This is a genomic window from Actinophytocola sp. (genome assembly GCF_049647105.1).
In the GTDB taxonomy this organism is placed as follows: Bacteria; Actinomycetota; Actinomycetes; order Mycobacteriales; family Pseudonocardiaceae; genus Actinophytocola.
Window position 1 is genome coordinate 18168 of sequence record NZ_JBARWZ010000121.1, and the last position, 24293, is coordinate 42460.

At 69.8% G+C, this 24293-nt stretch carries 27 protein-coding genes and 1 tRNA gene; 4 read left to right on the top strand and 24 right to left on the bottom strand.

Annotated elements, in window-relative coordinates; all coding sequences use genetic code 11:
* Positions 1-52: 52 nt before the first annotated feature.
* The 9 genes from WBA97_RS14785 to WBA97_RS14825 all read right to left on the bottom strand — a co-directional run bounded on the left by WBA97_RS14785 (position 53) and on the right by WBA97_RS14825 (position 9575).
* Positions 53-1120 carry a sensor histidine kinase gene (locus WBA97_RS14785; protein WP_424231436.1) on the bottom strand — a complete coding sequence of 356 codons (1068 nt, stop codon included), beginning with the start codon at positions 1118-1120 and terminating at the stop codon, positions 53-55.
* A gap of 13 nt (positions 1121-1133) precedes the next feature.
* Positions 1134-1820, bottom strand: a complete 687-nt coding sequence (locus WBA97_RS14790) for a response regulator transcription factor (RefSeq protein ID WP_424231371.1) — start codon at positions 1818-1820, stop codon at positions 1134-1136.
* Positions 1821-1844: 24 nt separating this feature from the next.
* Entirely contained in the window at positions 1845-3407 is a 1563-nt protein-coding gene (locus tag WBA97_RS14795) for a thiamine pyrophosphate-dependent enzyme (protein WP_424231372.1), read from the bottom strand.
* 183 nt (positions 3408-3590) lie between these two features.
* Positions 3591-5072, bottom strand: a complete 1482-nt coding sequence (locus WBA97_RS14800) for a trypsin-like peptidase domain-containing protein (RefSeq protein WP_424231373.1) — start codon at positions 5070-5072, stop codon at positions 3591-3593.
* Between the two features lie 55 nt (positions 5073-5127).
* Entirely contained in the window at positions 5128-6519 is a 1392-nt protein-coding gene (locus WBA97_RS14805; protein WP_424231437.1) for a sensor histidine kinase, read from the bottom strand.
* Positions 6519-7208 carry a response regulator transcription factor gene (locus tag WBA97_RS14810; protein ID WP_424231374.1) on the bottom strand — a complete coding sequence of 230 codons (690 nt, stop codon included), beginning with the start codon at positions 7206-7208 and terminating at the stop codon, positions 6519-6521. Before WBA97_RS14810 ends, WBA97_RS14805 begins: the two co-directional genes overlap by 1 nt.
* Before the next feature lie 42 nt (positions 7209-7250).
* Positions 7251-8426 carry a GNAT family N-acetyltransferase gene (locus tag WBA97_RS14815; protein WP_424231375.1) on the bottom strand — a complete coding sequence of 392 codons (1176 nt, stop codon included), beginning with the start codon at positions 8424-8426 and terminating at the stop codon, positions 7251-7253.
* 10 nt (positions 8427-8436) lie between these two features.
* Positions 8437-9261, bottom strand: a complete 825-nt coding sequence (locus WBA97_RS14820; protein WP_424231376.1) for a 3-hydroxyacyl-CoA dehydrogenase family protein — start codon at positions 9259-9261, stop codon at positions 8437-8439.
* A complete protein-coding gene (locus tag WBA97_RS14825; RefSeq protein ID WP_424231377.1) occupies positions 9258-9575 on the bottom strand; it encodes an EthD family reductase in 318 nt (105 codons plus the stop codon). Before WBA97_RS14825 ends, WBA97_RS14820 begins: the two co-directional genes overlap by 4 nt.
* Before the next feature lie 64 nt (positions 9576-9639).
* Between WBA97_RS14825 and WBA97_RS14830 the strand changes: the two genes are divergently transcribed.
* Positions 9640-10296, top strand: a complete 657-nt coding sequence (locus WBA97_RS14830) for a histidine phosphatase family protein (RefSeq protein ID WP_424231378.1) — start codon at positions 9640-9642, stop codon at positions 10294-10296.
* A 315-nt stretch (positions 10297-10611) separates the two neighbouring features.
* On the opposite strand, the gene WBA97_RS14835 is transcribed toward WBA97_RS14830, so the two are convergent.
* The 9 genes from WBA97_RS14835 to WBA97_RS14875 all read right to left on the bottom strand — a co-directional run bounded on the left by WBA97_RS14835 (position 10612) and on the right by WBA97_RS14875 (position 17010).
* Positions 10612-11571: a zinc-binding dehydrogenase gene (locus WBA97_RS14835; protein WP_424231379.1), complete on the bottom strand. Its 960-nt coding sequence runs from the start codon at positions 11569-11571 to the stop codon at positions 10612-10614.
* 33 nt (positions 11572-11604) lie between these two features.
* Entirely contained in the window at positions 11605-12252 is a 648-nt protein-coding gene (locus tag WBA97_RS14840) for a response regulator (protein ID WP_424231438.1), read from the bottom strand.
* Between the two features lie 81 nt (positions 12253-12333).
* Positions 12334-13536 (bottom strand): ABC transporter permease, encoded by a 1203-nt coding sequence (locus tag WBA97_RS14845; protein ID WP_424231380.1) that lies wholly within the window; start codon positions 13534-13536, stop codon positions 12334-12336.
* Entirely contained in the window at positions 13533-14489 is a 957-nt protein-coding gene (locus WBA97_RS14850) for an ABC transporter ATP-binding protein (protein WP_424231381.1), read from the bottom strand. Before WBA97_RS14850 ends, WBA97_RS14845 begins: the two co-directional genes overlap by 4 nt.
* A 49-nt stretch (positions 14490-14538) precedes the next feature.
* A complete protein-coding gene (locus WBA97_RS14855; protein WP_424231382.1) occupies positions 14539-15186 on the bottom strand; it encodes a VOC family protein in 648 nt (215 codons plus the stop codon).
* A 10-nt stretch (positions 15187-15196) separates the two neighbouring features.
* Positions 15197-15541, bottom strand: a complete 345-nt coding sequence (locus WBA97_RS14860; protein ID WP_424231383.1) for a nuclear transport factor 2 family protein — start codon at positions 15539-15541, stop codon at positions 15197-15199.
* A 29-nt stretch (positions 15542-15570) separates the two neighbouring features.
* Positions 15571-15915 carry a hypothetical protein gene (locus tag WBA97_RS14865; RefSeq protein ID WP_424231384.1) on the bottom strand — a complete coding sequence of 115 codons (345 nt, stop codon included), beginning with the start codon at positions 15913-15915 and terminating at the stop codon, positions 15571-15573.
* Positions 15912-16244, bottom strand: a complete 333-nt coding sequence (locus WBA97_RS14870) for an ArsR/SmtB family transcription factor (protein ID WP_424231385.1) — start codon at positions 16242-16244, stop codon at positions 15912-15914. Before WBA97_RS14870 ends, WBA97_RS14865 begins: the two co-directional genes overlap by 4 nt.
* Positions 16245-16314: 70 nt before the next feature.
* Positions 16315-17010 (bottom strand): helix-turn-helix domain-containing protein, encoded by a 696-nt coding sequence (locus WBA97_RS14875; RefSeq protein WP_424231386.1) that lies wholly within the window; start codon positions 17008-17010, stop codon positions 16315-16317.
* 85 nt (positions 17011-17095) lie between these two features.
* Between WBA97_RS14875 and WBA97_RS14880 the strand changes: the two genes are divergently transcribed.
* Together WBA97_RS14880 and WBA97_RS14885 are read left to right on the top strand one after the other, a co-directional pair.
* On the top strand, positions 17096-17932 hold the full coding sequence (locus WBA97_RS14880; RefSeq protein WP_424231387.1) for an NAD(P)H-binding protein: 837 nt from the start codon (positions 17096-17098) through the stop codon (positions 17930-17932).
* Between the two features lie 38 nt (positions 17933-17970).
* A tRNA-Arg gene (locus WBA97_RS14885) sits at positions 17971-18046 on the top strand.
* A 220-nt stretch (positions 18047-18266) separates the two neighbouring features.
* On the opposite strand, the gene WBA97_RS14890 is transcribed toward WBA97_RS14885, so the two are convergent.
* The 3 genes from WBA97_RS14890 to WBA97_RS14900 form a co-directional block, all read right to left on the bottom strand.
* Positions 18267-19667: a plasmid pRiA4b ORF-3 family protein gene (locus WBA97_RS14890; protein ID WP_424231388.1), complete on the bottom strand. Its 1401-nt coding sequence runs from the start codon at positions 19665-19667 to the stop codon at positions 18267-18269.
* A gap of 358 nt (positions 19668-20025) precedes the next feature.
* On the bottom strand, positions 20026-21273 hold the full coding sequence (locus WBA97_RS14895; RefSeq protein ID WP_424231389.1) for a DUF222 domain-containing protein: 1248 nt from the start codon (positions 21271-21273) through the stop codon (positions 20026-20028).
* A gap of 83 nt (positions 21274-21356) precedes the next feature.
* Positions 21357-21686 (bottom strand): hypothetical protein, encoded by a 330-nt coding sequence (locus WBA97_RS14900; protein ID WP_424231390.1) that lies wholly within the window; start codon positions 21684-21686, stop codon positions 21357-21359.
* 256 nt (positions 21687-21942) lie between these two features.
* On the opposite strand from WBA97_RS14900, the gene WBA97_RS14905 reads away from it, so the two are divergent.
* Complete coding sequence (locus WBA97_RS14905) at positions 21943-22179, top strand: hypothetical protein (RefSeq protein ID WP_424231391.1); 237 nt, start codon at positions 21943-21945, stop codon at positions 22177-22179.
* Positions 22180-22199: 20 nt separating this feature from the next.
* On the opposite strand, the gene WBA97_RS14910 is transcribed toward WBA97_RS14905, so the two are convergent.
* From WBA97_RS14910 to WBA97_RS14920, 3 genes are all read right to left on the bottom strand, one after another.
* Entirely contained in the window at positions 22200-22670 is a 471-nt protein-coding gene (locus WBA97_RS14910) for a VOC family protein (protein ID WP_424231392.1), read from the bottom strand.
* Positions 22671-22842: 172 nt separating this feature from the next.
* Positions 22843-23358 (bottom strand): G/U mismatch-specific DNA glycosylase, encoded by a 516-nt coding sequence (gene mug, locus WBA97_RS14915; protein ID WP_424231439.1) that lies wholly within the window; start codon positions 23356-23358, stop codon positions 22843-22845.
* 59 nt (positions 23359-23417) lie between these two features.
* A complete protein-coding gene (locus WBA97_RS14920; protein WP_424231393.1) occupies positions 23418-24281 on the bottom strand; it encodes a LysR family transcriptional regulator in 864 nt (287 codons plus the stop codon).
* Positions 24282-24293 lie beyond the last annotated feature (12 nt).

A 24293-nucleotide genomic window follows, 5' to 3' on the forward strand; every position in this document is an offset into this window, starting at 1 on the left:
CCCCGGAGAACTGCCCGTCCGGCGAGACACCGTGTCGGCAACGACCTGGCGCCTACGCTGGCATCCGGGGGCCGGAGGCCAACGGCAATCGCACCTCGAAGCGGCATCCCGGTCCATGGTTGTGCGCGTTGATGCGCCCTTTGTGCGCCTCCACCAGCCCCTTCGCGATGGCGAGCCCCAGCCCACCGCCAACCTGCTCGTCCCCCGACTGCGACGGTGTCCGCGCGGCGCTCCCCCGGAACGCGACATCGAACACCCGCGAAAGCTCGCCGTCCGGAATACCACCGCACCCGTCGTCCACGGCGAGCACCGCGTCGTCGCCGTCCACGTCCACCCGCACCGCCACCGTCCCGTCGGGTGGCGTGTGCCGGATCGCGTTCGACACCAGGTTGCGGACGACCCGCGCGAGTTCCGGGTCCGACCCCAGCACCACCGGCGCGGTCGTGGCGTTGGCCAGTATCCGCACCCGTTTCCGTTGTGCCACCGGCACTTGCGCGGCCAGCACATCACCGACCACCTCGCGGAGCGCCACCTGCGACATGGTCAACCGCAGCGCACCGGCGGTGATCCGGGACAGTTCGAAGAGATCGTCGACCATCCCCGACAGGCGCCGTGACTCGCCACCGATGCGGCTCGCGTAGCCCGCCACCTCCGACGGCGACGACACGACCCCGTCGGCGAGGGCCTCGGCCATCGCGCGGATGCCGGCCAACGGTGTTCGCAGGTCGTGGCTGATCCACGCCACCAGCTCCCGCCGCGACGCCTCCGCCACGCGCTCGCGCTCCCGCGCCTCCCGTTCCCACACGCTGCGCCGCGCGATCGCCCGGCCGAGCACCAGCGCCACCGGCACCGTCACCAGCAGCACCAGCAGGCACACCAGCGCCATGGTGGTCAGCGTCACGTTGAACATGAAACCGCTGACCCCGAGCACGCCGGTCAGCATCGCGACCACCGGGACCAGCACGAGCACGGTCATCGTCGTCGTCAGCGAGCCGCGGCGCACCCAGTACAGCAGCGCGGTCCCCACTGCCACGACGGGCAGCACCAGCACCAGCGCCACCGGCACGATGTGCAGCGCGTGCGTGATCATGTCCCCGAACGACTCATTCGGGTCGATCATGCCCTGCGCCTGTTCACGCACGGTCATAGCGGTATCCCACTCCCCACACCGTCGCGATGCGGACCGGCTTCGCGGGCGTCTTCTCGATCTTCTCCCGCAACCGTCGCACATGGACGGTCACAGTGGACTGATCGCCGAAGTCCCAGCCCCACACCCGCTCCAGCAACTGCTCACGGCTGAACGCCTCGCCGGGGTGGGCCATGAGGAACGCCAGCAGGTCGAACTCGCGGGTCGTCAGCGGCATCTCGGTACCGGCGAGCGTCGCCCGGCGCGCACCGGCGTCGAGGCGCAGGTCGCCGTCGACCACATCCGTCGACGGTGCCGAGCGGCCCGACCGCCGCAGCACCGACGACACCCGCAGCGCCAGTTCCCTCGGGCTGAACGGCTTCGTCACGTAGTCGTCCGCACCCAGCTGCAGCCCGGCTATCCGGTTCTCCTCCTCGCCGAGGGCGGTCAGCATCACCACCGGCACGGCGCTGGTCTCCCGCAGCCTGCGGCACACCTCGAGCCCGTCGATGCCAGGCAGCATCAGGTCCAGCACCACCAGGTCCGGGTCGTGCCCGGCGATCCACGCGAGCGCGTCCTCACCGTTGTCGGCCAGCGCCACCCGATGCCCGGCCAGCTCCAGGTACCGCCGCACGACGTCGCGCACGGTCAGGTCGTCGTCCACGACGAGCACGATCGACTGATTCACGGCCACCCACCAGATCGTCGGGACATGCGGTCAGCTGATCTCGATCTCGATCACGGCGGCGGTGCCCAGCACGCGATCCAGCGCGGCCGCGAACTCGTCCGGTGTGCGGACCCGTTCGCCGCGCGCGCCGAACGACCGCGCGTACGCGGCGAAGTCCGGGTTCACCAGGTCGGTGCCGTACTCGCGGCCGGGGAACCGGCGCCGCTGATGGTCGCGGATCGTGCCGTAGGAGTTGTTGTTGACCACGACCACGAGTGGCGCCAGCCCGTACCGGACCGCGGTGGACAGCTCCTGACCGGTCATGAGGAAGCACCCGTCGCCCGCGAACGCGACCGAGGGCCGGTCCGGCGCCACGAGCTGCGCGGCGATCGCGGCGGGCAGCCCGAACCCCATGGACCCGGACTGCGTACCGAGGTGCGACGGGAACGTCGTGAACCGGTGGTGCCGCTGGGGCCACGCCGTGTACGCACCCGCGCCGGAGCTGATCACCGGGTCGGGCACCCGCTGCGCCAGCACCCGCATGAACTCCGTCGCGACCGACGGCGCGGGTCCGCGAAGGTAGTTCTCCCGCAGCCGGGACAGCCACGGCGTCGCGTCGCCGTCGGCCGTCGGCAACGCGGCGGCGAACCGCGCGGGACCGGCGACGATCGCCAGGTCCGCGCGGTGCACGCGGTGCGGCACAAGGGGATCCGGGTGCACATGGAGGAGCTTCTGCGTGGGCACCGGCACGTCGAGCAACGCGAAGTCGTCCACGGTCAGCGCGTCGGGCCGGGTGCCGACGAACGCGAGCACGTCGGTGTCCGCCACGGCGGCGGACAGCCCCGGCGTGGTGCCGAGCCCGAGCGTGCCGACGAACACGGGTGAGCGGTGGTCGACGAGGTCCTGGTGCCGCACCGCGGTGGCGAGCGGAATCCCGGCCGACTCGGCGAACCGCCGCACCGCGACGGTCGCGTCGCGGGTCCATCCGGTGCCGCCGACCACCAGCAACGGCCGCTCCGCACCCATCAGCGCGGCCACGAACGCCTCGACCTCCGACGCCGACGGCGCGGGCACCACCGGCGGCACGGCCGGCACGACCGGCGCCGCGGTCTGCGCGGACAGCACGTCCTCCGGCAGCTCCAGCACCACCGGCCCCGGCTCCCCGGACACCGCGGTCACCATGGCCCGCGCGACGAACTCTGCCGCCCGGTCCGGATCGTCGACGCGGAACACCGCCTTCGCGAGCGGCGCGAACATCGCGCGGACGTCGACTTCCTGGAACGCCACCCGGTCCCGATTGCCGGTCGGCACCTGCCCGACGAGCAACACCATCGGCGCCGCGTCCTGCCGTGCGACGTGCACGCCGCCGCTCGCGTTGGTGGCGCCGGGCCCCCGGGTGACGAGGCAGATACCGGGCCTGCCGGTGAGCTTCCCGTACGCGGCGGCCATCATCGCGGCCCCGGTCTCCTGCCGGGCGGTGATCAGCCGGACCTGCTCGCGGTGGGTGTACAGCCCGTCGAGCACCGGCAGATAGCTCTCCCCCGGCACGCAAAAGGCCAGGTCAGCACCGCACTCGACAAGCTGTTCGACGATCACGTGCCCGGCGAGCCGCATGGCCGGAGTGTGCCAGACGACGAGCGCCGCACGCGGGCGAGCGAGGGGTTTACCGTCCGCGTGCGGCGTCGCGCAGAGCCCCACGTGGAGCCCTTCCCGGCTCGGGGGCATCGAGCCGGAGTAGATCTCGGCCGCTTCCCGCGGCTGAGCGTTCCGGTGGGGACTCGAGTGGTCCCCGTTTCATCATCGTGGCTCGACGGTCTGACCGGCAAGGGTCGCGTCGACCGTGCGTGAGCCGTTCTCCAGCTCGAGCTGAACCTTGTCCCCAGGCGCGTGGGAGCGAACCGCGGCGACGAGCGCGTCGGACGTGTCGATCCGGCGGCTGTCGAGCTTGGTGACGACGTCACCCTTCTTCAGGCCCGCCTTCTCCCCGGCGCTGCCCGCGACGACGTCCTCGATCAGCGCGCCGCCCCCGGGGTTGTCGCGCACGCTCACGCCGAGCACGGTCTGCGTCGCCTTGCCGGTCTCGACGATCTCGTCGGCCGTGCGCCGCGCCTGGTCGATCGGGATGGCGAAGCCGATGCCGACCGAGCCGGCCTGACCGGCACCCGCCTGCGGCGAGTAGATGGCCGAGTTGATGCCGACGATCTGGCCCTGCATGTTGACGAGCGGGCCACCGGAGTTGCCGGGGTTGATCGCGGCGTCGGTCTGGATCGCGTCCAGCACGGTCGCCTGCGAGCCGTCCTCGCCGCCCGCGCGGGTGGGCCGGTGCAGCGAGGAGATGATGCCGGACGTGACGGTGCCGGACAGCTCGAACGGCGAGCCGATCGCCACCACGCCCTGGCCGACCTTGAGCGCATCGGAACTGCCCAGCTCCACGACCGGCAGCCCCGACTTGCCCTCGGCCTTCACCACGGCGACGTCCGAGGTCGGGTCCCGGCCGACGATGGTGGCGGTGGCGGTGCTGCCGTCGGAGAACACGGCCGAGATCCGGCCGCTTTCCGCGGCGGCCTCGACCACGTGGTTGTTGGTCAGGATCAGCCCGTCGGAGCTGATGATGAAGCCCGAGCCCTCCCCTGCCGAGGACTGGCCTTGTACCTGCAACTGCACCACACCTGGCGAGACCTTCTCCGCCACCGCCTCGACCGACCCGGCAGGACTCGAGGAGGTCTGCTGGGCGGGCGGCTCCTGGTCGAGCGCGTTGGTGATCGGGGCGTTCGATGCGTTGTCGGCGACGAGATACCCGCCAACGGCACCCGCGCCACCCCCGACGAGCAGGGCGAGCACGGCGACACCGGCAACGAGCGCACCATGGCCTCGGCGCTGCTCGGGCACGTCCCGCACCGGCCTGCTCGGCGCGTTCGGGTTGGGCAGGTAGTTCCCGGTCTGCGGCGCCTGCGCACCGGCCGCGGACCCGAACAGCACCTGCTCCCGGGTCGGCTGGTTCGTGGGGGCGGCCGCCCACTGGCTCTGTGGCGAGGCCTGGTACGCGGGCCGGGCCCATTCATGCTGCGGCGCATGGGCCTGCGGAGTGGCCGCCCCTGCCGCCCATCCCGCCGGCTCCTGCGGAGTGGCGGGCGCAGCGGTCTCTGCCCGCGGCGCGTCCGGCGCCGCCCACTCGTTCTGTGTGGCCTGCGCGTCGCCCTGCGGAACCTCTGCGGGGTGGCTTGCCCTGTCCGTCCGCGGCGTGGGCTGCTCCCCATCGGGCCGGTTGTCCTCGCTCATGTGACCCACCTTCCGCCTTGGTCCTGAGAACGGCCTGAGATCAACCTATGCGGAACTACAGAATCGGTTCTGAACTTCCGGGGAGTCTCATCGCGATCAGTGCCCCGCCGTCGGCTGATCTACCCGCGAACACCGCACCCCCGTGCCGTTCGACCGCGCTCTTCACGATCGCGAGCCCCAGCCCGGAGCCGGGCAGCGTGCGGGCCTCGTCCGACCGGTAGAAGCGGTCGAACACGTGGGGCAGGTCCGAGTCCTTGATCCCCGGTCCGGCGTCGGCGACCTGCAGGAACGCGTACCCGTGCGCGGCGGGCCGCAGGTCGACCCGCACGGTCCCGTCCGCCGGGCTGAACTTCACCGCGTTGTCCAGCAGGTTCAGCACCGCCCGCTCCAGCGTGTGCGGCTCGCCGACCAGGAACCACGGCTGCAGGTCGACCTCGAAGTGCACGTCGCCCGCCCGTCGTCGCGCCCTGGCGAGCGCCTGCTCGACGACCTCGACCATGTCCACGCGCTCGTGCGCGAGCGCGGGTGCGTCCTCCCGCGCCAGCTCGACGAGGTCGCCGATGAGCTGGGTCAGCTCGTCCAGCTGCGCGCGCAGGTCCTCGTGGATCTCCACCCGGTCGAGTTCCGACAGCTGCGGCGTGTCCGGCTTCTCCGCGGACAGCAGCAGCTCCAGGTTGGTGCGCAGCGAGGTCAGCGGCGTGCGCAGCTCGTGCCCGGCGTCCGCGACGAGCTGCCGCTGCCGGTTCTGCGCGTCCGCGACCGCGGTGAGCATGACGTTGAAGCTGTGCGACAGGCGGGCCAGCTCGTCGTCGCCGTCGACCTGGATCGGTCGCAGGTCACCGGTACGGGCGACGCGCTCGGTCGCGCGGGTCAGCCGCTGCACGGGCCGCAGCCCGGTCCTCGCCACGGCCGTGCCGGCGGCGGCCGCGACCACCACGCCAGCGCCGCCGATCAGGAACAGGACCAGCGACAGGTCGGAGAGCTGCTTCCTCGTAGGCCCCCACGACTGCGCCAGCACCAGCGCGTTGCCCTGGTACGGCACGGCGACCACCCGCGAGTCGGACTTCCCGTCGGTGCGGATGTGCGGTTTCCCGCCCTTCGCGACGGCCACCTCGTCGGGACCGATCGGCGGCAGGCTCTCGTCGGTGCCGATGGCCACGTGCCCGGTGTCGTCGACCAGCGCCACCTCGACGCCGGAGAGCCCCAGCAGCCCGACCGGCAGCTGGGCACCGGACGGGGTCTGCACGATCCACTCGTTCCGCACCGTGGCCTGCGCCTTCTGCCACAGGGTCTCGTCAAGCTGCGCGTACAGGTTCTCGCGCACGGTCCAGTACGCCCCCAGGGACACCAGAGCCACCGCGCCCGCCACACAGCTGGCCGCGAGCATCGTCACTCGCGACCGGAGCGACACCCGCTTCCTCCCGGCGGGCGGTCCGGACAGCAACATCACGGCGGCGTCTCCCGGAGCACGTAGCCGATGCCGCGCACGGTGTGGATCAGCCTCGGTTCGCCCTCGGCCTCCGTCTTGCGGCGCAGGTAGCCGATGTACACCTCGAGCGCGTTGCCCGAGGTCGGGAAGTCGTAGCCCCAGACCTCCTCGAGGATGCGGCTGCGGGTCAGCACCTGCTTCGGGTGCGCGAGCAGCAGCTCCAGCAGCGCGAACTCGGTGCGGGTCAGGCTGATCGGTCGCTCGCCGCGCTTGACGTCACGCGTGCCAGGGTCCAGCTCCAGCCCGGCGAAGCTCATCGTCTGCGGCGCGGGCCCGGTGGTGTCGAACGTGCGGCGGCGCAGCAAGGCACGCAGGCGGGCCAGCAGTTCTTCCAGCGCGAACGGCTTGGGCAGATAGTCGTCGGCGCCCGCGTCGAGGCCCGACACCCGGTCGGACACCGTGTCCCGGGCGGTCAGCACGAGGATCGGCAGGTCGTCGCCGGTACTGCGGAGCCGCCTGCACACCTCGAGCCCGTCCAGGCGCGGCATCATCACGTCGAGCACCATGGCGTCGGGCCGGGCGTTCGTCACCGACTCGAGTGCCTGCTGGCCGTCGCCGGCCACCTCGACCTCGTAGCCGTTGAACTTCAGCGACCGCCGAAGCGACTCGCGAACGGCCCGATCGTCGTCGACAACGAGGATGCGCATGCGGCCAGTGTTACGCGCCGTGCTGAGACGCGCCTGAGAAGCTCAGAACGAATCGGCCATTCGGGGGAGCCGGGGCGCCCCGGTCAGGAGATCGAGGACACGGGCCGCGGTCGCGTCGCCCTCGATCAGGCCGGCCCGTCGCAGCATCGCGGTGTCCGCCGAGCCCGCGAACCACGGGCCGAGCGCGCGGGCGTGCAGCCGCACTGTGCCGTTGCCGGCACCCGGCTCGCACCTGACCTTGCCGCCCTCGACGACGAGCCGGTGCCTGCCGGACTGCCACGACGCGTGCTCGTCGGTCACCTCGATGTCCACGCTCGTGTCCGCGAGGTGCGCCGCGATCGGCCAGCCACGCGCGGCGACGGCGGCAGGCAGGTCCACGACCCGCAGCATCCACGGGTGGTTGCGCACGTCGTGCAGCACCGGCTGCGGCACGATCAGCTGCCACCACGCCGGGTCGTCGATGCGCAGGGAGATCTCGCTGATGATCCCCGACCAGCGCGCGAGGTTGGTGAACAGGACGAGCACGGTCTCCAGGTCGTCGGCCACGAGGTCGTGGACCGTGAGCTTCTCGCCCTCCGGCCGCTCACCGGTGACGTAGCCGAGGACGGTGCCGTCCTGCCCTGGCACGACGTCCACGATGTCCAGGTCGAGGAGCTTCTCCAGCTGGAACGAGTCGGTGGCCCGGTCGAGCATGCCCTCGACGGTCGAGGCGAAGCGCAGGTAGCAGTCGTGCAGCGCGGGCAGGTCGTCCTTGGTGGCGCGGCGCATGACGAGCCGTTCCGACGGCCTCGGCACCATCGTGAAGTGTTCCGGCCGCAGCGTGACGCGCTCGTAGTTGCCGGTCTGCTCCCAGCCGCGGCCGCGGTAGAGCGGCGGCACCGACGGGTACAGCGCCGACACGCACTGACCGCGGTCCCGCATCTCGGGCAGGATCGCGTCGATCAGCGCGTTGGCGACGCCGTGCCCGCGCGCGGCCGGGGAGACGGCCACGTTCGCGACACCACCCATCGGTACCGCGGCGCCGCCGAAGAACTGCCGGTAGTCGCGGACCTTCACCGTGCCGGCGATCCGGTCGTCCAGCTCGGCGACGAGCCCGTGCCAGCCCTGCTGGGCAGACCACAGGTAGGCGGGCGCCGGCTCGCGCGGGCCGCCGAACGCGAGGCGGGACACCTCGTAGATCTGCTCGTCATCCTCGGTGCGCGGCGGACGGACGATCACGTGTGCTCCCTCAGGTCCAGTCGAAGAATCCCCGGCCAGTCTTGCGACCGAGTTCGCCGCGCGCCACCTTGTTTCGCAGCAGCTCCGGCGGCGTGAAGCGCGGGCCCAGCTCACGGGTCAGGTGCTCGGCGATGGAGAGGCGTACGTCGAGACCGACGAGGTCGGTGAGCCGCAGCGGGCCCATGGGCCAGCCGTACCCCAGCCGCATGCCGGTGTCGATGTCGTCAGCGGACGCGACGCCCTCCTCGAGCATGCGGATCGCCTCCAGCCCCACGGTCACGCCCAGCCGGGAGGTGGCGAACCCCGGCGAGTCCCGGACCTCGATGACGGTCTTGCCCAGCGACTCGGCCCATTCCCTGGCGGTGCGGATCTGGTCGGCGCCGAGCCCGTCGTGCACGACCAGCTCCAGCAGCGTCTGCACGGGCACCGGGTTGAAGAAGTGCATGCCGATGACGTCGTCCCCGAGCTGCCGAACCGACAGCGACGACGTGTTGGAGGCGAGCAACGCGTCCGGGCAGGCCGCGCGCACCTCGGCGAGCACCCGCCGCTTGAGCGGCACGTCCTCTGGCACGGCCTCGATGACCAGCTGCGCGTCCGGTGGGAGTTCCTGTACGGCGGCGACGACGGTCAGCCGCGCCAGCGGCTCGTCCGCGGTGCCGTCGAGCTTCCCGCGCTCCTGCGCCTTGTGCAGCGACCGTGCCACGGCCTCGCGCGCCGCGGCGGCCCGCTCGTCCCCGGCCTCGGCGACGGTGACCCGGTCCCCGGCCGCGAGGAGTACGTGCGCGATGCCCGCGCCCATCGTCCCGCCGCCGACGACCGCCGAGGTGCGGGTCACTCAACCACCTCGGCGGAGAACATCGCGACGAGGTCCATGCCCCCGATCTCGGTGAGGTTGGCACCGGAGACCTGCCACTCCGGTGACGCGAAGGCGGCCTTCATGGCGTCCTTGGACTCGAAGTACAGCTCGGCGATCAGGTAGGGCTCGTTCTCCGTGAGGAACCCGGGCACGAACGTGCGGGTGACCTTGCCGATCTCCTGACGGACCAGCCCGGGAACCTTGTCGATCAGCGGCTTGTGCGACTCGAAGTAGGCCTTCTCGAACGCCTCCGGGTTGGCGGGCTGCTTGTACAGCGCGACATACTTGATCATGTGACACTCCTCGGGTAGACCGGCGGTCGAACTGTAATAGCTCCGAACGAGGCACGATAGCGCCGTGCGGATCATCCTGCTGCGGCACGCGGAGAGCCTCGGAAACATCGACGAGCTCGCGTATACGAGAACCCCGGACCACGCCCTGCCACTGACTGTCCGCGGTGAAACCCAGGCACGCGCGACGGGCCAGGTGGTCCGGGACCTGCTGCCCGGCCCGGCGGCGGCGTACGTCAGCCCGTACGTCCGCGCACAGCGAACCTTCGCGCTGCTCGACGTGCCCGCCGAACGCGTCGTGCCGGAACCCCGCCTGCGCGAACAGGACTGGGGCAACCTGCAAGACCCGGTGGAACAGGAGCGGGAGAAGCAGCGCCGCAACGACTTCGGCCACTTCTTCTACCGCCTGCCCCACGGCGAGTCCGGCGCCGACGTCGACGACCGGGTGGCGTCGTTCCTGAACGAGCTGGAGACACGGATCGCCAAGGACCCGACGCACCCGGACACCGTCGTGGTCGTCTCCCACGGGCTCACCATGCGCCTGCTGTGCCGCCGCTTGTTCGTGTGGAGCATCGACCTTTTCGAGTCCCTGTCGAACCCAGGACACTGCGCGATCCGCGTCCTCGACCACGACGGCACCCGCTGGCGCCTCAACGAACCCTTCGCCCAGTGGCGAGACTCCCCCGATGGCACCAAACAACTCAACGGCACCGACTCACGCTGACCTGTCCCGCAGCCACCCGGGTCGCGAACGCTGACGCGCTGGCCTCCGGCCCCCTCGAACCACGCTACGGCACAGCACCGACAAAACCGTTCGCCCGCAACGGTTCCTGTGGACAATCACCCCCGCTGTGGACAACCGACCACTCACCACGGCCGAATGTCGGTGCCTGCCACTACGCTGGATTCCGGGGGGCCGGAGGCCGCCCGGACGCGGGCGGGCGCGCCGATTCGCCCGCGCTGTGGACAACCCGGGCCGCGGCAGCCGTCAATGTCGGTGCGTGCCGTTACGCTGGATTCCGGGGGCCGGAGGCCGCACTCACGGCAGCAGCAGCGTCTTCCCCACCGTCCGCCGCGCCTCGATCGCCTCGTGCGCCTCCACCGCCTTGTCCAGTGGGAACGTCTGCCCCACCAGCGGCGTGATCGACCCGTCCGCCGCCTTCGCGAGCATCTCCACGACAGCCATCGGCCGGTCGACGCCCTTACCGACGTCGAGGATCGGCACCACCGTCACGCCCTCGCGCGCGGGTTCCGTCTTCGCGAAGTCGCCCGCGGACGAGCCGTAGGCCAGAAACCGGCCGCCGGGCCGCACCAGTTGGTACGCGGCCGTGCCGATGTCCCCGCCCGCCCCGTCGAGAACGACGTCCACGGCGCCGACCTGATCGGTCCATTCCGGACCGGAGTAGTCCACCGCCTCGTCCGCGCCCCACTCGCGGATGAAGTCGAGCTTGCGCGCGCCCTTGGCCGCGCCGACCACCACCGCGCCCTCGGCCTTCAGCATCGGCACCAGCAGCGTGCCCAGACTGCCGCCCGCGCTGGTGATCAACACCCGCTCGCCGGGCCGCACGTTCGCGGTCTTCAGCGTGCCCACCACCATCGGACCGTCGTGCAGCAGTGTCAGTGCCTCCGGCAGGCCGAGCCGGTCCGGCACGGGCACGAGCGCGGACACCTGCACCACCGCACGCTCGGCGTACCCGCCGGTCGGCGACATGCCGCCGTTATCACCGGTGTACGCGAGCACGCGGCGACCTGCCCACGACCCGTCCACGTCCGCGCCGATCTCGCGCACGACACCCGCGACTCCGTTGCCAGGCACGTAAGGCGGCTCGACCTGGAACCACTCCTTGCCCCAGCCCGCGCGGATCCGCGTGTCGACGAACAGCACGTCGACCGCCGCGACCTCGACCACGACCTGGCCAGCGCCCGCCACGGGATCGGGCACCTCACGAACGGCAAGAACCTGCGGTCCGCCGTGCTTCGTCACCTCTACTGCTCGCATGAGGCCAGTGTCGAACTTCGAGCAAGGTAGAGGTCAAGCGATGAGGCCACCCCGGTAGGCGACGAGCGCCGCCTGCACCCGGTTGACCGCGCCGATCTTGCCGAGCACCGCGGACACGTACCCCTTGACCGTCGCCTCCGACAGGTGCAACGCGCTGCCGATCTCCGCGTTGGACATCCCCTGGCCGATGAGCGCGACGACCTCCCGCTCCCGGTCGGATAACGACGCCAGCAGGCGGCGAGCCGGCTCGGCAGCGCGCTCACCGTCCGCAACCGCGGACAGCACTCGTGCGGCGACCTTCGGGTCGAGCACCGCGCCGCCACGCGCGAGATCACGCACGGCCTTGATCAGCACGGCGGGCTCGGTGTCCTTCAGCAGGAAGCCGCTCGCGCCGATGCGTAACGCCTCCTGGACGTACTCGTCGACATCGAAGGTGGTCAACATGGAGACGGCCGGTGGCTCCGGTAAAGCGCGGAGCTTACGCAGCGCGACGATGCCGTCGGCCGAACGCATCCGGATGTCGAGCAGCACGACGTGTGGTCGATGCTGCCGTGCGACGTCGGCGACATGCACGCCGTCGTCACACTCGGCGACGACTTCTATGTCGCCGGCACTGGTCAGAATTGTGCGAAGTCCTGAGCGGACGAGATCTTCATCATCCGCGAGCAGTACCTTGATCACGAACGCCTCCCCGACAGTGGGCGTCATGCGGGTTCTACTTGCCAGTAATGATCCTACCCTGTAGCCGTAAGTGACCAGCGGTTATGCGGGCCGCATCGCGTCCCGCAGCTTGACCTTGGCCCCACTGCGCATCACGGCGTTCGCGTAGATCCGCCCCGCGAGCCACACCAGCAACGGGATCAGCGCGAGGACGAGCCCAACCGAGACGATCGCCTCCCACGCCGGAACCCCACCCATCGCGAGCCGCATCGGCATCAGCGTCGGCGCGAACACCGGGATGATCGACAGCACTTCCGCGAGCGTGTTGTCCGGTTCGGACGGCAGCACCGAGATGCCGATGACGTAGCCGACGATGACGAACATCAGCGCGGGTGTGATCACGCCGCCGACGTCCTCCTGCCGCGACACCAAGGCCCCGAGCGCGGCGAACACCAGCGAGTACATGATGAACCCGAGCAGATACCAGACGATCAGCCACACCACCGTGCCGACGGCGGCCGACACCGATATCGACAGCACGTCGAGCGCCAGCGCCGCCGCGAGACCACCACCGCCGATCACGACCATCTGCACGAACCCGACGAACCCGATGCCCAGCACCTTGCCCGCCATCAGCTGCCACGGCCGGATGGTCGACAGCAGCAGCTCGACCACACGGCTGGACTTCTCCTCGACCACACCCTGCGCCACCAACTGCCCGTTCAGCAGCAGCGACATGTAGATCAGGATGCCCGCGATGATGCCAAGCACCAGCTGCTCCGGCTGATACGGGTAAGGCTCCTCGAGCGGTTCGATCTCCACCGTCGCGCCCGCGACCGACGACTGCACCGCGGCCGGGTCGCCACCGAGGTCGACGATCTCCTGGTTGAGCGCGAGCTGACCGGCGAGCACGTTGAGCGCGTTCTCGAGGTCGCCGTCGAGGTCCTTCTCGACCACCACCCGCAGCCGGCCGTCGGTACCGCCGACGATCAGTGCGTCGAGCGTCCCGTCGGCGACCTGCTTGCGGCCCTCCTCCTCGGACACGACCGTGGTGTCGAGGCTCTGCCCGATCTGTCCCGCAGTCGCCTTCAGCGGTTCGGCGAGCGCCTGCGTCTCCTGCGTGACGCCGATCATCTCGTCCGACCCGCCGCTCAGCTTCATCACCAGCGAGAACCCGATGAGCAGCACGAGTGTCGCGATGGTCGTGATGATGAACGCCTTCGACCGCATCTTCGTGGTGACCTCACGGCTCGCGACGAGCCGCACCGCCTCCCACGACCCCAGCTTGACGTCGGGAGTGCTCATGCCGTGACACCTGCCTCGCTCCGCTCGGCGGCCGGCGCCGCGTCGTCGTCGGTCTCGTGCGTGACCACTTCGCGGTACAGCTCGCTCAGCGACGGTCGCCGCCTGCTGAACTCGGTCACCGGACCGGTCGCCAGTGCCGCACGCAGCACGGCCTGATCGTCGGCCTCGTCACCGAGTTCCAGCACGGTGCGGCCGCCGTCCTGTTCGCGCACCGTGACCCCGGCAAGCCCGGACGCCCAGCCCGCGGTGGCGTTCGGCGCGACGACCACCAGCTCGGCCGCTCCGCTCGAGCGCAGCTCGCCGACCTCGCCGATCGTGACCATCTGTCCACTTCGGATGATCCCGACCCGGTGACAGAGTCGCTCCACGAGCTCGAGCTGGTGGCTCGAGAACACCACGGGGATGCCGTCGGCCGCCTTGTCCATCAGCACTGTGCTCATCACGTCGACGGCGATCGGGTCGAGCCCGGAGAACGGCTCGTCCAGCACGAGGATGCGCGGGTTGTGCACCAGCGCGGCCGCGAGCTGCACACGCTGCTGGTTACCCAGGCTCAGGTTCTGGACGTCGTCGCCCAGCCGGTGCGCGACGCCGAGCCGCTCGGTCCACTCCTCCGTCGAACGTTTGGCGTCCTTCACGGAGAGGCCGTGCATCCGCGCGAGGTAGATCAGCTGCTCGCCGACCTTCATCTTCGGGTAGAGCCCGCGCTCCTCGGGCATGTACCCGATGTGCCGCCGCGTCTCGAGCGTGATCCGCTCGCCGTCCCAGCGCACCTCACCGGAGTCCGCGGCGAGCACGCCGAGCGCGATGCGCATCGTCGTGGTCTTGCCCGCACCGTTGCTGCCGACGAAACCGAACAGCTCTCCCGCGCGGACGTCGAACGTCGTGTCCCGCAAAGCGACCACGTCGCCGAACCGCTTGGAAATGCGGTCAATCTCCAGTCGTCCGTCACCCACCTGGACCCCTCCCACGCACCCACCGTCGGAGGAACCCTAGTACGCGCCGTCAGCCCTCACGTAGCGAACTGATACTGAATCTCACCCCCTGATCGTCGCGGCACGCGGCGTGCCGGCCAGCCGAGTTCGGTTGCGTGTCTCCCGCCGTCCCACCGGCGTGACGGATGCGTTGCGCGGCCTCGTCGATGTCGGCCACCCGGAAATACAGGTCGGGTCGTCCGGCGTGGTCCACGAACACACCACCCCTCGGAACGGAGTTGTCGATGTTCCACCCGTTCGAATGGGAACCCGTAGACAATTCCCAGCCGAGCACCGCCCGGTAACGGTCCTTGACCGCGTCGTCCGCGACCGGAACGACGTAGTAGAAGAGGTCGCCTTCCGCGCATTTAGGGCTGCTCTGCGCATATCCCTCGGCAGGCTGCCATAACGCGAGCAGACCACCCTCGGCCTGACAGCTCCAACCCGACGCCGACCGCACCGGGTCCGGCGCCTCGCCACCGAGCTCACGTAACCGCGCCACGGCCGCCTTCACGTCCGGCACCTCGAGGTACAGGTCCGTACCCGGCTCGCCCTCGGCGAAGCCCCCGGCCGGCGAACTGCCCTGGATGTGGCTGTCGTCGGTATAGGTCCAGCCGAACACGGTGGCGTAGAAGTCCTTGGCGCGCACCAGATCCGGCGCGCGGATCACGTAGTACATCGTGCTCCCGTCAACTGGTCCACTGGTGGAGCGCCATGCGCCACTCACCGTCCTGGTGCACGAGCACCGTCGACACCGCGACCGACATCGGCCGTTCGTGTTGCTCGTGCATGACGGTGGCGCGGTGCGTGAGCACCGCGGTCGACTCTCCAATGTGGACAATGTGCGGATCGGTCAGTTCGTACTTGTGGTAGACGGGGTGGTCGACCATCGCGGCGACGCACTCGGCCTTCGTGTACGTGTTGCCATCACCTGGAAAGATCAGCATCGCCTCGTCGGTCAGGTTCCGTTCGAAGAACTCGACGTTCCCCTCCGCTATCGCATCGAGGAAGTCCCCCAGACGGGCGAGCAGCATCCGTTCCAGTGAGTGCCGGGCGAACCCCGCTAAAAGCCCTGCCCAGTTCGCTTTCTCCCAGCCGCCGTGCCGCACGACGACCCGGGTGCACCCCGGACGGCCTCGAACCGGACCTCGACGTCGGTCCGTTCCGCCGGGTCGCCACCGGGTGGGCCGTAGCTGAAAGCGAGGCGTGGCCCCGGCTCCCATGCCGACACCCGGCCGATCTCGGCGTCGCCCTGCATCAGCGCACCATCCTCGAAGCGCAGCTCGCCCGCAGTCTCACCCCACAGCGAGCGGTCGGTCCGCCACCATGCGGCGATGTCCCTGGTGAACAGGTCGAACGCGGTGGCCGGGTCGACCTCCACCTCGACCGCCACTCCTGCCTCGGTCATTCCTGATTCCTCTTCTTCGCGTGTTCGGAGAAAGCGCCGAGCTGTTCGGTCCAGAACGCCTCGACCTGGTCGAGCCAGGCACGCAACGCGATGAACGGCTCCGCCCGCAGCTGGTAGACGCGCACCCGCGCGTCCTCGTCTAGCGCGCGAACCTCCACCAGCCGGGAGGCCCGCAGCACCCGTAAATGGCGGCTGATCGCCGGGAAGCTCATCCCAGCCGAGTCGGCCAGCTCGCCCGCCCGCCTGGGGCCCTGCCGCAGTTCGTCGATGACCTGCCGCCGGACAGGGTCAGCGAGAGCGACGAGCACCTCGTCCACTTCAGTACGCACAATGACAAATATTAACGCCATCGTTAAGCATGTCAAGTGAGTCCGACAAGGCTGTGGACAACCGGTCAGATCAGCCGCAGCGCCGCGCGGCAGGCCGCCTACCAGCGGCGAACGCGGCAGGCGGCACACCCATGAGATGGCGGAACTCGCTGGTCATGTGCGACTGGTCGTAGTACCCGGCCGCCGCGGCGACATCGGCCCATCGCAGTCCGGACGCGGTCGCGAGCACCGTGCGCACCCGGTCGATCCGCGCGAAGTGCTTCGGCGAAAGGCCTACGCCGTCGGCGAACAACGCCCGTAATCGACGCTCGCTGACATGCAGCCGCCGGGCCGTGGCCGCGACCCCCTCGTCCGCCAGCAGCGAAGCGGCAGCGGCGACCAGGCCGTCGTCCGCCCTGCGCTCGGCGAACCAGGCCGCCAGTGCGCCGACCGGGTCCGCCACGAGGCTGTCCGCGTCCAGCCCTGGCAGTGCGCGCACCCGCACAGCCCGGTCGGCCAGCTCCCGGACAGACTGCCCGACCAGAGCTTTCGCGCGCCCCGGCCGCAGACGCACCCGCACACAGGACGGCCCGGGATCGGCGACGTGGTACGCCGCGCGGGTCTTCGGCCCCATGACGATCACCTCGCGACGCTCGCCAGGAGCGGTGCGCACCACGAGCGTCGTGGCGTGGTCGGGCACGTCGACCGCCGCCGCCCCCGACGCGGCGGCCACTTCGATCCCCGCCACCCACGGCCGCAGCTCGTCCGGCACCACAAGCGTTCCCATGCCGCCACGGTAACCGCGACCACCGACAACGAGCTGTGCCGAAACTTCCTATAGGTCGATGGTCGCCCGACGCGACAGTCGGCTCATGATCCTTGTCACCGGTGCCACCGGCACCATCGGCGGCCACGTGGCCGCGCTCCTCACCGACCGCGGCGTGCCGTTCCGCGCCATGTCCCGCAACCCGGCCGACCTGCCAAACGGCGTGCGAGCCGACTTCACCGACCCGGCATCGCTCGCCACGGCCGTCACCGGCGTCGACGCCGTCTTCCTGGTCACCGTGCCGCCCGTCCCGTCGGCGGAGCACGACATCGCCCTGGTCGACGCCGCCCGAGGCGCGGGAGTGCGGAAGATCGTGAAACTGTCCGCGATCGGCAGCGGCGAACCGTTCGACGGCGCCACCGTAGGCACGTGGCACGTCGCCGCGGAGGAGGCCATCGCGGCGAGTGGCCTGGCGTGGACGGTGATCCGGCCGCCGAGCTTCGCGTCGAACTTCCTGCAGTACCGAACCATGATCGACGCCGGCGACCCCCTCCCGAACCTCTTCGGCGACGCCCGCCAGCCGATCGTGGACCCACGCGACGTGGCCGAGGTCGCCGTGGCGGCCCTGCTGGACCGCGCCCATGACGGAAGGCGCTACGACGTGACCGGGCCGGAACTGCTCACGTTCGCCGACCAGGCCACCATCCTCGAACGCGTGCTCGACCGCCCGGTGAAGACCGTCGAAACCGACCTCCACACCCAACTGACGGCAATGGGCATGCCACCCGAGGCGATAGCGCAGGTCACCATCGGCGCCAACTGGGCAAACGCGGGCGGCGTCGAGTACGTAACCGAGCACATCAGCCGCATTCTCGGCCGCCCAGCGCGCACGTTCGAACAGTGGGCCACAGCCCATCACGCGATGTTCGACGCAATGCGGTGACACCTCGCCCCCGGCTGCCGCTAGGCTGTCGGGGCAATGCCCTCGTAGCTCAGGGGATAGAGCACCGCTCTCCTAAAGCGGGTGTCGTAGGTTCGAATCCTACCGGGGGCACCACGTCTGACCAGCACAAAGAAGGCCCCTGATCAGCGCTGACGCTGACAGGGGCCTTCCTCATGTGTCCGGTTGTACCTGGGTGTTTCCCAGCGACGTCGACCGTTCGTCCCGAATACGTCCCGAAATTCGGGGAGCGGCTACCGGCTGGCTGGACCGCGTAGACAGAGGCGCGTGGCGCAGGGTCGACCAGCAAGGGGCGTACCTCGCCGGCCACCTCGGTTCAGCCAGACAGGACTTGTCGGGATGTGAGCGCCTTCGTGATCGCGTGGGCATCGAACGCGCTCGGGTCGAACTCGGCCGCGCTGTCGAGGCCCAGCCACTCCAGCGTGTTGGCGTGCTCCGGGTGCGCGGGATCAGCGAGTACCTCCACCATGGCGGTGTAGGACCAGACGCCGCCGCTGTCCTCGGGTGGGGCGGCGCGACGGCCACCGGTGCAGCGCGGGTAGGTCACCGCGTCGTCGGGGGCGAGCACCTTCTCCACGAGGATCTCGTGCCGCCAGTCGTCCCCGAAGTCGTACACGTAGGTGATCTTCGACCGCGCTTCGGGCAATGCCTGGGCCAGTGACACCTCGCCGGCAGGCCGGTGCCGCAGTTCGGCATCGGCCATCCCGAAGTCGCCGTACGGAGTCTCGAAGACGTGCAAGTGACCACCCTCCCAGCCGAACGCGACCTGGATGATCACGTGCAACCGGTCCAGGGTGACGTCGGCGGGCACCTCCAACCGCCGCCAGATCGGCGGCTTCGCGCCCTTCAAACCCACCTTGAGCTGGTACACCTGCGCCGGACCGGCCGGTGCCGGCGGCAACGGCTCCAGCCACGCGTCCAGCAGGCTCGGCAACGATGTCAAGGCATCCTCGTGCGGAGGCTTGGGCTTGCCGGATTCGGGCAGTGCACGCAGCCGGGAGCGCAACAACATCGCCATCGGGTAGTAGTCCGGCAGACCGTCCTCGTCGTACGGCATGTCCCCCGCGTCGTGCACTGCCCGCGCGTCGAGGGCGCACTCGACCTGCCAACGCCACTCCGCCGGGTCAAGCCGCTCCTCGCCGACCCCGGTCCACATCTGCCGCAGCACGGCCATCGCCTCCGGCAGTCCCTCGGCATCAACCAGATCGACGTTCACCGCGGCATCACAGTCGGTGTGGTCGACGCCGACCACGAAGGTGTGGGCCCGCCCATCGCGGTCGAAGCTGCCGAGCAGTATGGCCCCTTCGCCCTTCGGATCGGCGAACCGCCAGCAGTCCCCGAACGTCACCGGCATGGTCAGCTCAGTGGCCCAGCCAGGCGGTTCGACCCCAGCGTCGGCCATCCGCCGCGCGGCGTCCGCGGCGGCCGTCCCCGCACGGCCACCACAGATCGAACCGAGCGCCAGCAGCATGATCAACGCCCGGCTGTCCTTCCGCGCCTCCAACTCGGGCACGAACCCGTCGGCCAGCGCCTCCTCGTAGCCCCCACCGGCCATGTCGCAAATGGCGACGAGGAGCGCCGCGCAGAACTCCGCCGCGATCGGGTCGGCAGGCAAGGCGTCGTCCGCGACATCGGCGAGGATCCCGTCGACCAACTCGGACAACTCGACCGGCGGCCCGGCGCAGACCGGACAGTCACACGGCTCCGTGTCGGCCACCAGTCTGACGGGCGCGGGTCGACCGCCGGACCTGTTCCGCTTCTTGGACTTCCGTCCACGACTAACCGGACTCATCTCAGCGAGTATGCCCTCAAAGAACTCCACCGTTAAACCGGGGTCTGTGTGCCAATGTCCCCTTGGAACAGTCGTGATCAGGCTCCTGTGACCCGAGCAAATGAACACTCGCATCTCCGAGCACGGTGCTCGCGGACGACAGGTCGACGAGTCGCTCGGCCACAGTACGCTCCACCAGGCCAAGCGATAGCGCCGCTGAGAACTCCAGACCGGACAACGCATGCCGGTCGGCCGACCCCGTTACCGCTGAGCGACAGTGAGGGTGTAGTCGCGGCGGGGTCGATCATGCGGCCTCGCCCAGCACGGGATGGCGCAGTGTGTTTCGCTGCGGTGTCCGCGCGCGATCGATCCATGGCGGTGGGATGAAGTGGGGAATGCCGTCGATCATGCGGGCTGTCCATTCGCCCTGGTGGATGAGGGTGTGGTGGTAGCCGCAAAGCAGTGCGGTGTTGTCGATCGACGTCGCGCCACCGTCGCTCCAGTGCACGAGGTGGTGGGCATCGCACCACTCGGGTGGACGGTCACAGCCCGGCGCCGCACAGCCGCGGTCACGCGCGATCAACGCACGACGCAGCGGACCGGTGACGAGCCGCTGCCTGCGACCGACGTCGAGGGGCTGGGAAGCACCTCTCATCACGATGGGGATGATGTCGGCGTCGCAGCAGATGCGGCGTGCGGCCTGCATCGACACCGTGCCACCCCAGTCCAGGTCCACCACACCGGTGTGACAACGCAGTTCCGCGAGATCGACCGTGAGGCCGATGTGGGGCCGTACGGTTCCCTCGACCGGCAGCGTGCCCGCGTTCAGCAGGCGCCGGGCGAGTTCGACCAGTGCGTCCGCGCGCCGCTTCGCCGCGGAACGCGTGTCGTCCGGCACCGGCTTCGCCAACGGAGACAGCGCTGCCCGCACCACCGCCGCGGTCTCGGCGGAAAGCCTGCCGCGTACCCGGATCGCACCATCGAGGTCCTGGGCGAGTGTCAACTCCATCCGGTCCGCCGCGTTGCGTTCCGAGCGCAGCACGCCGTCCGGGTCCAGATGGCTTCTGATGCGCACAGCCAGTTTGCCGAGTTGGCTCGGGTCGAACCGGTCCGCCTCGGCCACCAACTGTTTCTCGACCTCGATCCGCGTTCGCGGCGACACGTCGTCGGGCAGCTCCCGCAGGGTACGGCGGACCACCCCGTACTGCTCGTCGCTGAGCGTGCCTGCGCGCAGCGCGACCGCGGCCCCTGGCAGACGGGAAAGCACCCGCGAACCCGACACCATTGCCGACGGACACACGTCCTTCGCGTCCTCCACCCGACGTCTCGCCGCTCTCGGCGACAACCGCAGCAGGTGACGCAACAGCACGGCCGTGGACGACACACCCTGACTCGCCGCCAGCCGACGCGAGTCGAGTTCGTTGGTGGCGGTCAGCGCGACCGCGTACAGCCGCCGGGACCACGTCTCGACCCGCCGAACCGACGCGAGCAACTCCTCGTCGGACAGCAGACTCCAGTCCTGATCCAGCAATGCTGTGATGATCTCGTCCACCGAGCAAGGCTATCGAACATACGATCGAACACCCAGTCATGTCACCAATGTGGGTGACGAGTTCAGGCTGCAGGTGCGCCCGCTCAGCCCTGATCTTCCTGGATACCGGTGTAGCGGCCGGGCATCACCATGCAGTACAAGCCGCCGGTCTCGTTGGTCATGCAGTAGACCGGCCGTGTCGAGTCGGACTCGGTCGGGTCACTCTGGTCGCCGACTTTCTGGATCGTGATGTGCTGCGGGTCCTTGGGTGGCGCCGGCACCGGTTTGTCCCACGGGTGCCACGCCAGCAGGCCTCCACCGATACCGGCGAACAGGATCGCGGTGACCAGCAGGCCATAGCCGGTCCGGGGTTTTGTGGTCGTTGCCTGCGGTTGCGACGACGGCTGCGGTACAGGGGTATCCGGGTACGACATGGCCGACAGTAAACATCATCGTTTCCTTGATCGAACGGCTAGTCCGCGACCGCAGGCGGGCCACCTCGACGAAGCCGAACCGTGAATTAGAAGATGGTTCAGCCGCTTCTCTGGCCCCGAACTGAGCGGCGTCGCGATCCACCAACTGAACACCGGCAACGGGGCACAACTCGACGCAGCGTCGACGGCGCTGACGACGGCAACGGCCCAGTTGGACACACTGCCGGACAGCTCGCCTTCCGGCGGTACAGCGGCCGTGTCCGCCCTGATCAGCAGGCTGAGTGATCTCCACGACGACACGGTGAACGGTCTGGAATCGCTGACCGCGTTGCCGGCGAACGCGACCGAGACCGACGTCGGCCGGGTGATGGGAACCGTCTGGCCAAAGGTCGCGTCATTGGCCGGTGACCCATTGGCCGAGATCGAACTCACCGATGCGATAAAGGCGGCCGCATCCGACTTGTCGTGCCGATCGTTGCCCGGCCTGCGGTGAACCTGTCGGCGGTTCGCGCTTTAGAGCACCCGTTCGCCGTACATCTCGCCCAGTGGGTCCGCGATCAGTTCGATCCGGGCGCCGTCCGGGTCCGTGAAGTACACCGACACCTCGCTGTGCACGACGTGGTCCACCCCTGCCGCCGTGAGGCGGGCCACCAGTTCGTCCCACTTGACCGGGTCCACCGAGATCGCCACGTGGTGCAGGCCGCCAAGGACCTCCTGGTACGGGCCCACGTCGAGGCCCGGGAAGTCGAAGAACGCCAGCAGGTTGCCGTTGCCGATGTCGAAGAAGAAGTGCGACGAGCCCTCGTAGTCGCGGTTCTCGATCAACTCCGTGAGCGGGAAGCCCAGCAGGCCTTGGTAGAAGTTGATCGTCGTCTCCACGTCGCTGGAGATCAGGGCTGTGTGGTGCAGGCCGCGGGCTGTTGTCGCCGGGCGGTCCGTTGCTTTCTTCAGGTACTTGGTGCGCAGTTGCTCTCGGGTGGTCATCTCTGCCTCTCTCAGCCGGTGGTGGCGTGCGTTCCCAGACCAGGAGTTCCGCGGGCGCCACCGCCGTAACCCGTTGGCCGCCCATTGCGGTGAAGCGGACCGCGTCGCCCGCCGCTCCAGCACCACGAACCCGTGAGCACCGGGAGGACGCGGCCGGTCTCCGCGAGGTTCTCTACGCGGCCTCGCGCAGCGCCCGGAACGCGGCGGCCAGCGCGTCGGGCTGATAGTGCGCGTTGAGGCCACTCGGGTTCGGCAGCACCCACAACCGCGAGCCCGCGAGCCGCTCCTCCTGCTGGCCGATCGTCGCCTTGGGACGGTCGAATGCCGTGCGGTACGCGGTGATGCCGACCACCGCGACGTACCCAGGCCCGTACCGAGAAGCCAGGTCCGTCAACTTCTGTGCGCCTGTACGAAGTTCCTCTCGGGTCAGTTCATCGGCCCGCGCGGTGGCCCGCGCGACGATGTTCGTGACGCCGAGCCCGTAGTCCAGGAGTTCGTCCTGCTCGGATGGGTGCAGCTGCCTCGGCGTGAAGCCGGACCGGTGCAGCGCGGGCCAGAACCTGTTGCCGGGTCTGGCGAAATGGTGCCCGGTGGCGGCGGAGTAGAGCCCTGGGTTGATGCCACAGAACAGCACCGACAGCCCCGCCGCGACCACGTCGGGGAGGGTCTTGGCGCGTGCGGCGGCCATTTCGGCCGCGGTCGGCCTCACGGTCGGACAGTTTACGGAGCGCATGGCGGAGCGACCGCTCACCACTCCTCGGCCCGCGACATGAGCAGGTCGCGGGCCCGTGCGATGTGCGGCTCGGCGAACGCGCCGGCACGGACCGCGAGGTAGATCGTGTTGGTGGGCAGCTCACCGTCACCGCGGACGATCAGCTCGCGGAGCGCGCCGGTCGCCAGCTCGTTCTCGCACAGGTACCTCGGCAGGACGGTCGCGCCGGCACCCGCCACGGTCGCCGCGAGCACCGCGCGCAGGTCCGGCACGACGACCACCGCACGCCCAGGCGGCATGGCCTTGTAGACCGACTTCCAGTAGCGGCGGATGAGCGGCAGGTCCTCGGCGTAGGCCACCCATGGCGCGTCACCGAGCACGCCGGACGTGTCCGGGTAGTACCAGCGCGGCGCGGCGACGACGGTGAGTTCCTCCTGGTAGAGGGGCGCGGTCATGATGCCGCGCATCCGCGGCCGGACCCCGGCGATCACCAGGTCGAGACCCCCTTTTGCCAGCTGGTCGAGCAGGTCGTCCGGCATGCCGAAGGTGACGCGCAGCGCGGTGTCGGGCAACTCGACGAGCGCGGGCAGAGCTTTCAGGGTCATGAACTCGGCAGGCCCACCGACGTGCAGCGACACCTTGCCGCCGACGAAGTCGCCAAGCGCCGCCGTCAGGTCGTCGAGCGGCCCGGCGAGCAGGCGGGCGAGGTCCTCACCGGCCGCCGTGGTGGTGACCCCGCGTGCGTGCCGGTGGAAAAGCGGCTTGCCGACATGCTTTTCCAACGTCTTGAGCTGGGCGGTGACGGCCGGCTGGGACAGGTCGAGCAACTGCGCGGCAGCGGTCACCGATCCGGCGCGGTGCACCGCGAGAAAGGTCCTGAGCAGGTCAAGTGAAGTCATCAGAAATCTGAT

What these genes read in the sequence shown, in the direction of transcription:
- WBA97_RS14845 (WP_424231380.1), bottom strand. Translation starts at nt 13,536, where the DNA reads ATGAGCACTCCCGACGTCAAGCTGGGGTCGTGGGAGGCGGTGCGGCTC.
- mug (WP_424231439.1), bottom strand. Translation starts at nt 23,358, where the DNA reads ATGGCCGCCGCACGCGCCAAGACCCTCCCCGACGTGGTCGCGGCGGGG.
- WBA97_RS14800 (WP_424231373.1), bottom strand. Translation starts at nt 5,072, where the DNA reads ATGAGCGAGGACAACCGGCCCGATGGGGAGCAGCCCACGCCGCGGACG.
- WBA97_RS14855 (WP_424231382.1), bottom strand. Translation starts at nt 15,186, where the DNA reads ATGTACTACGTGATCCGCGCGCCGGATCTGGTGCGCGCCAAGGACTTC.
- WBA97_RS14910 (WP_424231392.1), bottom strand. Translation starts at nt 22,670, where the DNA reads ATGACCACCCGAGAGCAACTGCGCACCAAGTACCTGAAGAAAGCAACG.
- WBA97_RS14835 (WP_424231379.1), bottom strand. Translation starts at nt 11,571, where the DNA reads ATGCGAGCAGTAGAGGTGACGAAGCACGGCGGACCGCAGGTTCTTGCC.
- WBA97_RS14875 (WP_424231386.1), bottom strand. Translation starts at nt 17,010, where the DNA reads ATGGGAACGCTTGTGGTGCCGGACGAGCTGCGGCCGTGGGTGGCGGGG.
- WBA97_RS14825 (WP_424231377.1), bottom strand. Translation starts at nt 9,575, where the DNA reads ATGATCAAGTATGTCGCGCTGTACAAGCAGCCCGCCAACCCGGAGGCG.
- WBA97_RS14880 (WP_424231387.1), top strand. Translation starts at nt 17,096, where the DNA reads ATGATCCTTGTCACCGGTGCCACCGGCACCATCGGCGGCCACGTGGCC.
- WBA97_RS14900 (WP_424231390.1), bottom strand. Translation starts at nt 21,686, where the DNA reads ATGTCGTACCCGGATACCCCTGTACCGCAGCCGTCGTCGCAACCGCAG.
- WBA97_RS14785 (WP_424231436.1), bottom strand. Translation starts at nt 1,120, where the DNA reads ATGATCGACCCGAATGAGTCGTTCGGGGACATGATCACGCACGCGCTG.
- WBA97_RS14860 (WP_424231383.1), bottom strand. Translation starts at nt 15,541, where the DNA reads ATGCTGCTCGCCCGTCTGGGGGACTTCCTCGATGCGATAGCGGAGGGG.
- WBA97_RS14810 (WP_424231374.1), bottom strand. Translation starts at nt 7,208, where the DNA reads ATGCGCATCCTCGTTGTCGACGACGATCGGGCCGTTCGCGAGTCGCTT.
- WBA97_RS14865 (WP_424231384.1), bottom strand. Translation starts at nt 15,915, where the DNA reads ATGACCGAGGCAGGAGTGGCGGTCGAGGTGGAGGTCGACCCGGCCACC.
- WBA97_RS14920 (WP_424231393.1), bottom strand. Translation starts at nt 24,281, where the DNA reads ATGACTTCACTTGACCTGCTCAGGACCTTTCTCGCGGTGCACCGCGCC.
- WBA97_RS14795 (WP_424231372.1), bottom strand. Translation starts at nt 3,407, where the DNA reads ATGCGGCTCGCCGGGCACGTGATCGTCGAACAGCTTGTCGAGTGCGGT.
- WBA97_RS14805 (WP_424231437.1), bottom strand. Translation starts at nt 6,519, where the DNA reads ATGTTGCTGTCCGGACCGCCCGCCGGGAGGAAGCGGGTGTCGCTCCGG.